Source organism: Empedobacter falsenii, from assembly GCF_013488205.1.
GTDB lineage: Bacteria > Bacteroidota > Bacteroidia > Flavobacteriales > Weeksellaceae > Empedobacter > Empedobacter falsenii_C.
In genome coordinates, this window is the sequence record NZ_CP040908.1 from 1,014,339 (window position 1) to 1,026,502 (window position 12,164).

The 12,164-nt window shown below is 30.3% G+C and carries 13 protein-coding genes; 8 read left to right on the forward strand and 5 right to left on the reverse strand.

Annotation, left to right across the window (positions count from 1 at the left end):
• Positions 1 to 275: 275 nt before the first annotated feature.
• From mazG to ruvX, 4 genes are read right to left on the reverse strand one after another with little or no spacing between them, the layout of a single operon-like run.
• Positions 276 to 1,040: a nucleoside triphosphate pyrophosphohydrolase gene (mazG, locus tag FH779_RS04770; protein ID WP_180906254.1), complete on the reverse strand. Its 765-nt coding sequence runs from the start codon at positions 1,038 to 1,040 to the stop codon at positions 276 to 278.
• Between the two features lie 6 nt (positions 1,041 to 1,046).
• The gene (locus FH779_RS04775) at positions 1,047 to 1,643 is read right to left on the reverse strand and encodes a DUF5606 family protein (RefSeq protein ID WP_180906255.1); all 597 of its coding nucleotides are present in this window, start codon (positions 1,641 to 1,643) and stop codon (positions 1,047 to 1,049) included.
• Positions 1,644 to 1,663: 20 nt separating this feature from the next.
• Positions 1,664 to 2,239 (reverse strand): peptide deformylase, encoded by a 576-nt coding sequence (gene def, locus FH779_RS04780; RefSeq protein ID WP_114999818.1) that lies wholly within the window; start codon positions 2,237 to 2,239, stop codon positions 1,664 to 1,666.
• A gap of 44 nt (positions 2,240 to 2,283) precedes the next feature.
• Positions 2,284 to 2,697, reverse strand: coding sequence for a Holliday junction resolvase RuvX (ruvX, locus tag FH779_RS04785; protein WP_038333513.1), 414 nt, complete (start codon positions 2,695 to 2,697; stop codon positions 2,284 to 2,286).
• A gap of 91 nt (positions 2,698 to 2,788) precedes the next feature.
• On the opposite strand from ruvX, the gene FH779_RS04790 reads away from it, so the two are divergent.
• From FH779_RS04790 to FH779_RS04805, 4 genes are all read left to right on the forward strand, one after another.
• Positions 2,789 to 3,604 carry a 2,3,4,5-tetrahydropyridine-2,6-dicarboxylate N-succinyltransferase gene (locus FH779_RS04790; RefSeq protein WP_114999820.1) on the forward strand — a complete coding sequence of 272 codons (816 nt, stop codon included), beginning with the start codon at positions 2,789 to 2,791 and terminating at the stop codon, positions 3,602 to 3,604.
• Positions 3,605 to 3,708: 104 nt separating this feature from the next.
• Positions 3,709 to 5,610, forward strand: a complete 1,902-nt coding sequence (locus FH779_RS04795; RefSeq protein WP_180906256.1) for a glycosyltransferase — start codon at positions 3,709 to 3,711, stop codon at positions 5,608 to 5,610.
• Positions 5,611 to 5,663: 53 nt separating this feature from the next.
• Positions 5,664 to 6,542 carry an ACP S-malonyltransferase gene (fabD, locus tag FH779_RS04800; protein ID WP_180906257.1) on the forward strand — a complete coding sequence of 293 codons (879 nt, stop codon included), beginning with the start codon at positions 5,664 to 5,666 and terminating at the stop codon, positions 6,540 to 6,542.
• A 5-nt stretch (positions 6,543 to 6,547) separates the two neighbouring features.
• Positions 6,548 to 7,453, forward strand: a complete 906-nt coding sequence (locus tag FH779_RS04805; protein WP_180906258.1) for a GYDIA family GHMP kinase — start codon at positions 6,548 to 6,550, stop codon at positions 7,451 to 7,453.
• A gap of 37 nt (positions 7,454 to 7,490) precedes the next feature.
• Here FH779_RS04805 and FH779_RS04810 read toward each other — a convergent pair whose 3' ends face one another.
• Complete coding sequence (locus FH779_RS04810) at positions 7,491 to 8,270, reverse strand: lipopolysaccharide kinase InaA family protein (protein WP_180906259.1); 780 nt, start codon at positions 8,268 to 8,270, stop codon at positions 7,491 to 7,493.
• A gap of 128 nt (positions 8,271 to 8,398) precedes the next feature.
• On the opposite strand from FH779_RS04810, the gene FH779_RS04815 reads away from it, so the two are divergent.
• The 4 genes from FH779_RS04815 (at position 8,399) to FH779_RS04830 (ending at position 12,080) form a co-directional block, all read left to right on the forward strand.
• Entirely contained in the window at positions 8,399 to 9,460 is a 1,062-nt protein-coding gene (locus FH779_RS04815) for a glycosyltransferase family 4 protein (protein ID WP_125350144.1), read from the forward strand.
• Positions 9,461 to 9,553: 93 nt separating this feature from the next.
• On the forward strand, positions 9,554 to 10,111 hold the full coding sequence (locus FH779_RS04820) for an L-threonylcarbamoyladenylate synthase (RefSeq protein ID WP_221627900.1): 558 nt from the start codon (positions 9,554 to 9,556) through the stop codon (positions 10,109 to 10,111).
• Positions 10,112 to 10,142: 31 nt separating this feature from the next.
• On the forward strand, positions 10,143 to 11,564 hold the full coding sequence (locus FH779_RS04825; RefSeq protein ID WP_180906260.1) for a CCA tRNA nucleotidyltransferase: 1,422 nt from the start codon (positions 10,143 to 10,145) through the stop codon (positions 11,562 to 11,564).
• A gap of 3 nt (positions 11,565 to 11,567) precedes the next feature.
• Complete coding sequence (locus FH779_RS04830) at positions 11,568 to 12,080, forward strand: IS1096 element passenger TnpR family protein (RefSeq protein WP_038333549.1); 513 nt, start codon at positions 11,568 to 11,570, stop codon at positions 12,078 to 12,080.
• Positions 12,081 to 12,164: the final 84 nt, after the last annotated feature.

The window sequence follows — 12,164 nt, forward strand, 5'->3', positions numbered from 1 at the left end:
GTTGATAAAAAATAAAAAGGCGACTTTAAGTCACCTTTTCATCAAAACCACAAAAAAATGAGAAAACTGTTTACTTAGTAAACAAACTTCCTTCCATTATTACAAGCTATTGCCCGCTATAACCATTGCAAATATATGTCGGTTTTCTGTGCATGCACAATAATTTGTAATACTTTGTTTTATTGGTGTCGATAAAAGTTATTTATAATAGTGTTAAAACGTCTGATTACAACGTTTTCGTGAATTTGAATAAATTTTATAGTGTCAAGTTTACACTAGCGAATTTTCGCTAAATTCCATAATTTATCTAATTCGGAAATGGTTAAATCAGCTATGTTTTGACCATTTTCTTTCGCGATTTCTTCTAATTTCTGAAAACGCGTGATAAATTTTTTGTTCGATCGTTCTAAAGCATCTTCAGAATTGATGCCCTTAAATCGTCCATAATTAATCAAAGAAAACAAAATATCACCAAATTCCATCTCTTTATCTGTTGGATTTTGTTCTTCTTTAAATTCATTAATTTCTTTGATAATTTTATCAAAAACTTGATCAGAATTTTCAAATTCAAATCCAACACCTTTTACTTTGTCTTGAATTCGGTAAGCTTTTACCATTGCTGGGAGAGAAGTAGGAACGCCAGAAAGTACAGATTTGTTACCTTCTTTTAACTTGATTTGTTCCCAATTTTGAAGAACTTTTTCTTCCGTATTTGCTTCTACATTGCCATAAATATGTGGATGACGATGAATTAATTTGTCACAAATACCATTTAAAACATCAGCAACATCGAAGTTGTTTTGTTCTGATGCGATTTTAGAATAAAAAACTAGGTGAAGAAAAACATCACCTAGTTCTTTTTTTATTTCATCCAAATCTTTTTCGATGATAGCATCCGAAAGTTCATAAATTTCTTCAATAGATAACGTACGCAACGTTTCCATTGTTTGTTTACGATCCCACGGACATTTTTCACGTAATTCATCCATTATATCCAACAATCTTTCGAAAGCTTGTAATTGATCTTTACGTGTATTCATCTCTAATTATTCAGCGTCTTTATCTTTTTTTGCTGTTGTTTTTTTAGCAGCAGTTTTTTTAGCTGGTTTTTCTTCAGCGTCTTTTTTGTCAGCAGCCTTTTTAGCAGGAGCTTTCTTTTTTGGTTTTTCTTCCACAACAACTTCTTCTGTAGCTTCTACTTCAGCAACAGGAGCTTCTTGTGCTTGTTGAGCAGCCATTGCAGCTTCTACAGCAGCTAAGTCGATGTTTAATAATCCGTTTTTGTGTAAGATATTATACCATTGGAATAATTTTTTCAAATCAGAATCATAAACTCTTGAATCGTCATATTCTGGTAAAACTTCTTCCATATATTTACGCAAATCTGCACCAGAAGTTTTGTAATCGATCGTTTCTCCTCCGTTTTCTTTTTTGTAAATTCTGAAGAAAACTTCAGCCAAAGGAAATTCTTGTGATACTCCGTAGATCGCAACGTTGTCTAATAAACTAACATTGTAGTTAGAAGCGATTGAGATTTTTTTACCTTTTTCTAAATCTTCAACAACAAAACCACCTCTTGTTTGAGAAACTAAACGGTATAATCCTGGTTTTCCTGAAATTGCGATAACTCTTGATAAATCCATATTCTATTATGTTTAAGGGTCTATGAAGGGAATTTCATTTTGTAACTCGTGTTTACTTTCCCTTTTGTTATATTTTTTAATTTATTACTTATTAATTTCTTTTTAAAGCTCGAAATATAGTCAATAAAAAGCTTTCCTTCCAAATGATCGTATTCGTGTTGAATAACTCGAGCGCGAATATCCGAAAAAGTTTCGGTATGTTTCACCCAATTTTCATCAAAATATTCTAAAGTTACCGATTCTGGACGTGTTACATCTTCGTGAATGTGAGGAATACTCAAACATCCTTCTGTAAAAGCCCATTCATCACCTTCAGAACTACTGATTTTTTTTGGATTGATGAAAACTCGTTTGAAATCTTTTAATTCATCTTTTACATCATCATAATCTTCATCTTCTTCGAAAGGCGAGCAATCAACAACAAATAAACGTATATCTTTCCCGATCTGAGGCGCTGCGATACCAACTCCGTTAGAGTCATACATTGTATCGAACATATTTTGGATCAGTTCTTGTAAATTTTTATAATCTTGATCGATTTCTTGTGAAACTTTACGCAAGACAGGATCTCCGTAAGCTACAACTGGTAATACCATTTTCTGATCTTTTTTTATTAATTTAACGGCAAAGATACAATTTGTTATAGTTTATGTGATAAAAATGATTGTAAAATTATTACGGCACTCACTTTATCGACCATTCCTTTTTCTTGACGTTTTTTCTTTTTCATTCCTCCAGCAAACATTGCTTGAGAAGCCATTTTTGAGGTAAACATCTCATTTTCACGATGAATTTTGATCAACGGAAATTGTTCAGAAAATTTTTTCAAAAAAGGTTGAATTTGATTTTCAATCTCATTTAATTCTCCTGAAAAACGAACAGATAATCCAACTACAAGGTCAGAAACGTTTTCTTTCTCGATATATTGTTTCAAGAAATCCATCAATTTTGATGTATCAATTGTATCAACTGGCGAAGCTATAATTTGCAATTCATCGGTTACGGCAACGCCTGTTCTTTTTCCTCCGTAATCTAACGCTAATATTCGTGACATTTGGCAAATTTAAAAAAACGATTCAATAATAAATAATCTCTATGAAATCCCTTGATTATAATTTTTATATTTGTGGCTATTATTAATAAAGATGGAGAATTTAAAACAAATCATAGAAAAAGCTTGGGACAATAGAGAATTGTTACAAGAAGAGTCAACACAAATTGCAATTCGTGAAGTAATTGAGTTAATCGATAACGGACAATTACGTTGTGCAGAACCAGTTGGAGAAGATTGGCAAGTAAACGAATGGGTGAAAAAAGCAGTTGTAATGTATTTCCCAATTCAGAAAATGGAAACTTTAGAAGCTGGAATTTTTGAATACCATGATAAAATGGAATTGAAACGTAACTACGCTGAAAAAGGAATTCGTGTTGTTCCAAATGCTGTTGCTCGTTATGGTGCGTATATTTCTTCGGGAGTTATTTTAATGCCTTCTTATGTAAATATTGGTGCTTATGTGGACGAAGGAACAATGGTTGATACATGGGCTACTGTAGGTTCTTGTGCTCAAATTGGGAAAAATGTTCACTTATCTGGTGGTGTAGGAATTGGTGGAGTTTTAGAGCCATTGCAAGCTGCTCCAGTAATTATCGAAGATAATGCATTCATTGGATCTCGTTGTATCGTTGTAGAAGGAGTTCGCGTAGGAAAAGAAGCGGTTTTAGGAGCAAATGTTGTTTTAACAGCATCGACTAAAATTATTGATGTAACAGGTGACGAACCAATTGAAATTAAAGGTTATGTTCCTGCTCGTTCAGTAGTTATTCCAGGTTCTTACACGAAAAAATTTGCTGCAGGTGAATACCAAGTTCCTTGTGCATTAATCATCGGAACTCGTAAAGAATCTACAGATAAAAAAACTTCATTAAACGATGCATTGCGTGAGCATAATGTAGCGGTTTAATTAGAATAAAATTTTATAAAATATAATCCTCAGCAGTTTTGTTGAGGATTTTTTTATTTTCGAATCAAACATATTTTAGTAGTTTTGCTTTATAACTATGTTTTATGAAAATTTTGATTATCCAACACAAGATGATAGGCGATGTTTTAATCACATCATTGTTGTGCGAAAATATCAAAAAAGCTTATCCAAATGCTATTGTTGATTATTTAATCAATAGTAATACTTTGCCTGTTTTAGAGAATAATCCGTACATCGATCATAAAATTGTTTTTGACGAAAAAGAAAACAAAGGCTTGATGAATTTGATTAAATTCTCGAAAAAAGTTAATCAAAATAGATATGATATTGTAATTGATGCTTACTCAAAATTACAGAGTTGGGTGGATGTTTTTATCAATAATGCACCAAAAAAAATATCATATAAAAAGATTGGAAGAACGTTTTTGTATACAGATAATGTAGAAAAACATGACGAACCAAATTCATATTTAGGTTTAGCAATCGAACATCGTTTGTCTTTATTGAAGCCTTTAGGAATTGAAACGCCTTTGGCTACAGAACCAAAATTATATTTAACAGAAGAAGAAATAAACTTTGCGAAAGATTTATTCACAAAACATCAAGTTGATTCTACTCGTAAAACGGTTATGATTAGTTTGCTTGGTTCTGATTCTTCAAAAACTTATCCGTTGAATGAAATGGCAAAAATGGTTGATTTTATTGGTCAACATTATAATGTCAATATTTTATTCAATTATTTTCCGAAACAGTTACCGCAAGCAAAAGAAGTATATAATCAATTATCTGATGAAACCAAATCGAAAGTTTATTTTGAATTGTTGGGTAATGATTTGCGCGAGTTTATTGCAATTGCAAATGAATGTGATGTGATTGTTGGAAATGATGGAGGTGCAATTAATATGTCCAAAGCTTTAGGGAAAAAATCATTTATTATTTTTTCTCCTTGGATTGATAAAAAAGTTTGGGCAACTTTCGAAGATGGAATTAATCACACAAGTGTTCATTTGAAAGATTATTTTCCTGAAAAACTTGGAGATTTAAACAATCGTCAAATAAAAAAACAAGTTGATGAATTTTATTCAATATTTGATTTCGAGTTGTTTAAAGAAAAGTTAGAAAATTTTCTAAACAATAACTCATTGGATAGGCAATTAATAAGTAATAATAACGTTGAAATAGAAACTAAAAAAGAATATTCTATAGAATCAATGTCTACTAAAATTTCAGCTTTACTGATTACTTATAATGAAGAAAAAAATTTACATCGTTATTTAAATGATGTAGATTTTGCTGATGAAATTATTATTATTGATTCTTTTAGTACCGATAAAACAGAAAAAATTGCTCGTCAAAATCCTAAAACTAAATTTGTAAAACGTAAGTTTGATAATTTTACGAATCAACGTAATTATGGACTTTCTTTGGCAAAAAATGATTGGGTTACTTTTTTTGACGCAGATGAAGGAATCCCACTTGAATTAAAAAAAGAAATTGTTTCGGTTTTTAATCAGCAACCTACTTTTGATGCATATTTTGTTTATCGAAAATTTTTTTTTAATAAAAAACATATAAAATATTCGGGCATGCAAAATGATAAAGCTGTTCGAATTTTTAAAAAATCTAAATCTCAATATAAATCAGATAGAATGGTTCATGAGATTATAGAATGTAATGGTAGAACAGGTTATTTAACAAACAAACTTGATCATTTTACATTTGATAATGAACAAGAATATTTAGACAAACTAAATAGCTATTCTCGTTTGCGAGCGCAAGAGCTTCGTCTTAAAAATTTGAAACCAACATTTTATCATTATACTATAAAGCCTGCTTATCGTTTTTTTAATTATTTTGTAATGAGACTTGGTTTTTTAGATGGAAAAGATGGTTATACAATAGCGAAACTACACGCAATTTCTGTTGCTAATCGCTATAAATATTTAGACGAAATTTATAGAAAAGAAAATCAAAACTTAGGTTAAATAAAGAAGTTTAAGATTTTATTATACATTTGTCATACATTAAAAATAATATAATGAAAGCATATGTTTTTCCAGGACAAGGTGCTCAATTCTCTGGAATGGGTAAAGACTTGTACGAAAATTCTGAAATCGCAAAAGAGTTATTTGATAAAGCAAACGAAATCTTAGGATTTGATATAAAATCAATTATGTTTGAAGGTTCTGCAGAAGACCTAAAACAAACAAAAGTTACACAACCAGCAGTTTTTTTACATTCTGTTATTTTAGCGAAAACTTTACCAGATTTTAAACCGGAAATGGTTGCAGGACATTCTTTAGGAGAAATTTCTGCTTTAGTTGCAAATGGAACTTTAGATTTTGAATCTGGATTAAAATTAGTGTACAAGCGTGCTTTAGCAATGCAAGCGGCGTGTGAAGCTAATCCATCAACAATGGCTGCAATTTTAGGATTAGAAGACAAAATTGTTGAAGATGCTTGTGCAGAAATTGATGGCGTTGTAGTGGCTGCAAATTACAATTGTCCAGGTCAGTTAGTGATTTCTGGAGAGATTGAAGCGGTTAATGTAGCATGCGAAAAGTTGAAAGAATTAGGCGCAAAACGTGCTTTAGTTTTACCTGTTGGTGGAGCTTTTCATTCGCCTTTAATGAAACCTGCAGAAGAAGAATTAGCAAAAGCAATTGAAGAAACAACATTCAATACGCCAATTTGTCCAGTATATCAAAATGTAAGTACAACTGCTGTTACAGATCCTGCAGAAATCAAGAAAAACTTGATTGCGCAATTAACTGCTCCTGTAAAATGGACGCAATCTGTACAAAATATGATTGCTGATGGTGCGACTGAATTTATTGAGGTTGGACCAGGAAACACTTTACAAGGTTTAGTGAAAAAAATAAACAGAGAAGTAACGACTTCTTCGGCACAAATCTAAACGAAATGAAAACATACCGTTCCAATGGAAAATTATTCCTTATCGGGGAATATATTGTAATTGATGGAGCGAAAGCATTTGCATTGCCCACGAAATATGGGCAATGTTTGTTTGTAGAAAATTCATCAGAAACAGAAAATTTAATCATTTGGAAAGCAACGAAATTTGATAATTCTATTTGGTTTGAAACTGAAATTAGATTGAATGATTTAGAAATAATTTCTTCTACAAATGATAAATTAAGTCAATCATTACAAAATATTTTAAAACAAGCTAAAACTTTAAATCCTGATTTTTTTAATTCTAATAATAGTTATCAATGTTTAACGAAGTTAGAATATTCGCAAGAATGGGGATTGGGAAGTAGCTCGACTTTGATTGATTTAATTAGTCAATGGATTGAAATAAATCCTTTTGAATTGAATAAATTGACTTTTAATACAAGTGGTTATGATATTGCGTGTGCTCATCATCATCAACCTATTTTATTTTCAAATAATCCTATTGAAGTTGAAGATTTAGAATTGAATTGGAATTTTAAAGATCAACTTTATTTTGTTTATCTTAATCAAAAGCAAGATACGCAAGCTGTTGTTGGAAATCATTATAAAAACAAACCAAAAGATTGGAAAATGATTCAGGATCTTTCTGATTTGGTTGTAAAAGCAACTAAAGTTGAGAATTTAACTGATTTAGAATCTATTTTGGATGAATATCAAGCTCAGTTAAGCAATTTTATGCAAATTCCACAAGTTAAAGAATTGTATTTTCCGGATTATTTAGGAACTGTAAAAAGTCTTGGTGCTTGGGGAGGAGATTTTGTTTTAGTGACGTATAGAGAAGGAATGCACGATTATTTTAAAGAAAAAGGATATGAGATAATTATTCCATTTTCTGAAATGATAAAATAAAAAAAGCAGATTTGATTTCAAATCTGCTTTTTTGTTATTATTTTTTACCAATCATGGCTTTCAATTTCTTTTTTCGAGCTTGTTTTGTTTGAAATTTATGTTGAAATTCTTGTGTTTTATTCCACATTTCTTCAATTACTTCTTGTTCTGGTTTATTAATAAGTTTCGCATATTCTTTTCCCATAATTTCTATCATTTCTTTTTGAGGAGTTAGACGAGAAAAATTTTTAATTCGAATATCAAAACTCATTGAATTGTGAAAATTCATGCGATTTAAATCAACCAAATAAAACTCATATTGATTTTCTCCAACTTGCTTAATTAAAGTATTTCCAGGAGAATGATCTAAAAATTCAATTCCAGCTTCATGCAAATCAAATGTGAATTTTGTAAATTGTTTCAAGATTTCATTTCGATTTTCCCAAATCGGAATTTCGACTAATTCACGATAAGTCAAATCAGCTTCAACTAATTCACAGAAATAGTAACTATCATTAAAATTTATAAGGGTTTTATTTTCTACAAAAGCAATTGGATATGGTGTCAAAAATCCTAAACCAATCAATCGTTTTGCATATTCATAAGATCGTTCAGCTTTTGATTTTCTGAAAAATCGATATACAAATTTATTGACAATATTCGGAATTTTGAATGATTTAATCGTAGCAATTTTACCTGATTCTAATGTCTTTTTTTTGATAGAATTTCTTGTGCCTTTTGCAATATAATCGTCAATCAAGTCAAAATTGTCAAGAATGGATTTGATTTCAGTTTGCGTGGTTTTATAATTATTATTTACGACAATTTTCTGTGTCATTTTTCAAAATATTATAATTAATATAGAAAAAATCTATATTTCATTTTAATCTGTCAAAGATATGTCTATTTTTGTTGAAAATAAGGACAACTTAAAACAAGTTTTTTTAAAATTTTAGAACCTAACTTATGGTAAAAAAAATTCTTTTAGAATCTCATAATCTAAAGAATCGTGCAACTGGTTTCGGAGTTTTTAATTACGAATTGATTAAAGCTCTTTCTAAATTAAATTTTGATGATCAAATTTATTTACTTTACAAAAAACCTGAAGATTTAAGGACTGAATTTGGTACTAAATTTCATTATAAAAAATATTATAGTTTAATGCGCAATCCGTTTTTCAGAACGCGTGAAAAGTATGATGTTTGGCACTCCTTAAATCAAAATATAAAAGTTGAACCTTGTCATAAACCAAAAAAATATGTTTTGACGATTCATGATGTTAATTTTATGGAAGAAAATTCGCTTGATTATAGTCCAAATCACATTAAATATTTTAAAGAAAAGATTAAGCGAGTAGATGTTATCACATTTATTTCTGAATATGCAAAGAAACAAACTATGCAATATTTTGATATTTCGGGAATAGAAAATACAATAATTTATAATGGAAATTCAATTTCAGAAATTATAAATTGTGATGATTTTCAATCTCCATTAGATATTTCAAAACCTTATTTTTATACGATTGGAGCTTTTCTTGAAAAGAAAAATTTTGAATCACTTGTAAAAATGATGAAATTTTTACCAGATTTTAATTTGATTATTTCTGGGAATTGTACGAATGCCTATGGTCAAAAAATAAAAGATTTAATTGCTAAAGAAAAATTAGAAAACCAAGTTTTTTTATCAGGTAAAGTTTCTGAACGAGCAAAGCAATTTTATATGCAAAATTGCGAAGCGTTCTTATTTCCATCAACTGGAGAAGGTTTTGGTTTGCCTCCCTTAGAAGCGATGAGCTTTGGAAAACCAATTATTTTATCTGATAAAACGTCTTTACCAGAAATTGGTGGAAAAGATGCGTTTTATTGGAATGATTTTGAACCAGAATATATGAAAAATGTAGTGGAAGATGCGTTAAATCAATACAATCAAAATTCAGATTATTTTATAGAAGCTTATATCAAAAGAGCTGGAAGTTTTAGTTGGGATAAAGCGGCAAATGAATATCTAAAGGTCTATGAAATCTAAAATCTATTTTGCGATAAATAATATTTCGAAGAAAATCGACTTCATTCAACTTTCCTACAATACCTTTGCACTCAAATTTATAAAACAAATAAAATGTCAGATATAAACGAAATTGTAGCCAAACTAAAACAAGGAGAAACAATGCTTTATCCAACAGATACAATTCTTGGATTGGGTTGTGATGCGAAGAATGAGGCTGCAATCGAAAAAATTTATCAGATAAAAAATCGCCCTTCATCAAAATCGTTGATTATTTTAGTTGACTCACCACGCATGTTACAAAATATTGTTGAGGTGCCAGAATTAGCTTGGGATTTGATTGATTTGAATGAAAAACCTCTTACAATTATTTACGATAATCCAAAAGGTTTACCACAATCGTTAGTTGCAGAAGACAATACAATTGCTATTCGATTAACAGACGATTTGTTTTGTAAGAAAATCATAGGGAAATTAGGTGGACCAATTGTGTCTACATCGGCTAATTTATCAGGAGAACCTTCTCCAAAAGTGTTTTCGGAAGTTAATCCTACTATTTTAGAGCGTGTTGACTTTTATCCAGACGAGACAAAAACCTTTGTGCCTCAGTTTACTGCATCAACGATAATTAAATTAGGTCTAGATAACGAAGTAAAAGTTATTAGAGAGTAGTTTTTTATTTCAAAACATATACTTTTGCAGAATGAAAATCTTAGAAGCCGTATCAAATCCAATTTTTAATAATGTAGCAGAAGTTGCTGATGAAATTAATCAAGAAACTTATGTAGTTGGTGGATTTGTACGCGATTATTTATTGAATCGTGGTCAGAAAAAAGACATCGATTTTGTAACAGTAGGAAATGGAATTTTATTGGCTAAAGAATTAGCTAATAAATTAGGACATACATCACAAGTTTCAGTTTTTAAACGTTTTGGAACAGCAATGTTCAAATATAAAGACACAGATTTGGAATTTGTAGGTGCACGAAAAGAGAGTTATTCAGAAGATAGTCGAAAACCACATGTAGAAGACGGAACGTTGGAAGATGACCAAAAACGTCGTGATTTTACAATCAATACATTGGCAATTTCGATGAATAAAGAGAATTTTGGTGAATTAATTGATCCTTTCAATGGAGTTGAAGATTTGAATAATAAAATCATCAAAACTCCTTTAGAGCCGAATGTTACCTATTCTGATGATCCTTTACGCATGATGCGTGCGATTCGTTTTGCAGCTCAATTGGATTTTGAAATAGAAAAAAAATCTTTTCAGGCAATAATTGATAATGCAGAACGTATTAATATCGTATCTTTTGAACGCGTAATGGATGAGTTTCAGAAAATTATGATGACTGACAAACCTTCGGTCGGATTATTGTTGTTGGAACAATCAGGATTAATGCAACATATTTTACCAGAATTGGTTGCGTTAAAAGGAATCGAAGAGGTTGAAGGTCAGAAACATAAAGATAATTTTTATCATACGTTAGAAGTCGTTGATAATATTTCTGTCAACACAGATAATGTTTGGTTACGTTGGGCAGCGTTGTTGCATGATATTGGAAAAGCTGTAACAAAACGTTTTGATAAAAATGTAGGTTGGACATTTCATTCGCATGAATTTGTTGGATCAAAAATGGTATTAAAATTGTTCAGACGATTAAAATTACCATTAGGACCGCAAGTAAAATATGTTCAGAAGTTAGTCATGATGAGTTCTCGACCAATTGCTGTTGTAACAGACGATGCTACAGATTCGGCATTACGTAGATTATTGTTTGATGCTGGAGAAGATTTCGACGATTTAATTACGCTTTGCAAAGCTGATATTACAACAAAAAATGAACGTAAACAAAAACGTTTCAAACAAAATTTTGAAGTTGTAGAACAAAAAATAAAAGATGTTGAAGAACGTGATAAAGTACGTAATTTTCAACCACCAATTACAGGTGAACAAATAATGAAAATATTTGATATTCAGCCAGGAAAAGAGATTGGAATCTTAAAAAATGCCATCAAAGAAGCAATTTTAGAAGGCGAAGTAGAAAATAATTATAATTCTGCATTAGAATTTGTAATTAATATGGGAAAAGATTTAAATTTGGAACCGAAAAATATTTAGAAAGTGATATATAAAATTCGTGTATTCCTTGATGCAAAAGAGGATGTTTTTAGAGACATAGAAATTAAAGAGAAGCAAACATTATTCACATTGTACAAAGGTATTATTAGTGCTTTTAGTTTACAAGGTGAGGAGTTGGCATCGTTCTATGAAGTAGATGAAGATGGAAACCAAACAAAAGAAATTCCTTTAGAGGATATGTCTGATGATGGAACTGATGAAACAATGGCTGATTTTTATATCAAAGAAGCTTTTGCTAATCAAGGAGATCGTATGGCTTTTGTATATGATTTTATGGAAATGTGGACATTTGTGGCTGAATTAATTTCTGTAGAAGATAAACCAGCTGTTCTTAATTATCCATTAACGGTTTACCGTTTCGGTTCAATGCCTCTTAAAGCGCCTAAAAAAGACATGATGGTTGATTTAGACGATGAAGAAGATATTGATTTTGCAGAAGATGCTGAATTAAATGATTTACAAATCGACGAAGATTTAGACGTAGACGATTTATAAAAACTACAACTAATCAACTTATATATCAAAAAATCTGAATGGCAACATTCAGATTTTTTTTGTGCTATATATAAACCATTTGAT

Bases quoted from the DNA above. Each gene is read 5' to 3' on its own strand.
- FH779_RS04810 (WP_180906259.1), bottom strand. From the start codon at position 8,270: ATGACACAGAAAATTGTCGTAAATAATAATTATAAAACCACGCAAACT.
- FH779_RS04825 (WP_180906260.1), top strand. From the start codon at position 10,143: ATGAAAATCTTAGAAGCCGTATCAAATCCAATTTTTAATAATGTAGCA.
- def (WP_114999818.1), bottom strand. From the start codon at position 2,239: ATGGTATTACCAGTTGTAGCTTACGGAGATCCTGTCTTGCGTAAAGTT.
- mazG (WP_180906254.1), bottom strand. From the start codon at position 1,040: ATGAATACACGTAAAGATCAATTACAAGCTTTCGAAAGATTGTTGGAT.
- FH779_RS04790 (WP_114999820.1), top strand. From the start codon at position 2,789: ATGGAGAATTTAAAACAAATCATAGAAAAAGCTTGGGACAATAGAGAA.
- ruvX (WP_038333513.1), bottom strand. From the start codon at position 2,697: ATGTCACGAATATTAGCGTTAGATTACGGAGGAAAAAGAACAGGCGTT.
- FH779_RS04795 (WP_180906256.1), top strand. From the start codon at position 3,709: ATGAAAATTTTGATTATCCAACACAAGATGATAGGCGATGTTTTAATC.
- FH779_RS04820 (WP_221627900.1), top strand. From the start codon at position 9,554: ATGTCAGATATAAACGAAATTGTAGCCAAACTAAAACAAGGAGAAACA.
- fabD (WP_180906257.1), top strand. From the start codon at position 5,664: ATGAAAGCATATGTTTTTCCAGGACAAGGTGCTCAATTCTCTGGAATG.
- FH779_RS04815 (WP_125350144.1), top strand. From the start codon at position 8,399: ATGGTAAAAAAAATTCTTTTAGAATCTCATAATCTAAAGAATCGTGCA.
- FH779_RS04805 (WP_180906258.1), top strand. From the start codon at position 6,548: ATGAAAACATACCGTTCCAATGGAAAATTATTCCTTATCGGGGAATAT.
- FH779_RS04775 (WP_180906255.1), bottom strand. From the start codon at position 1,643: ATGGATTTATCAAGAGTTATCGCAATTTCAGGAAAACCAGGATTATAC.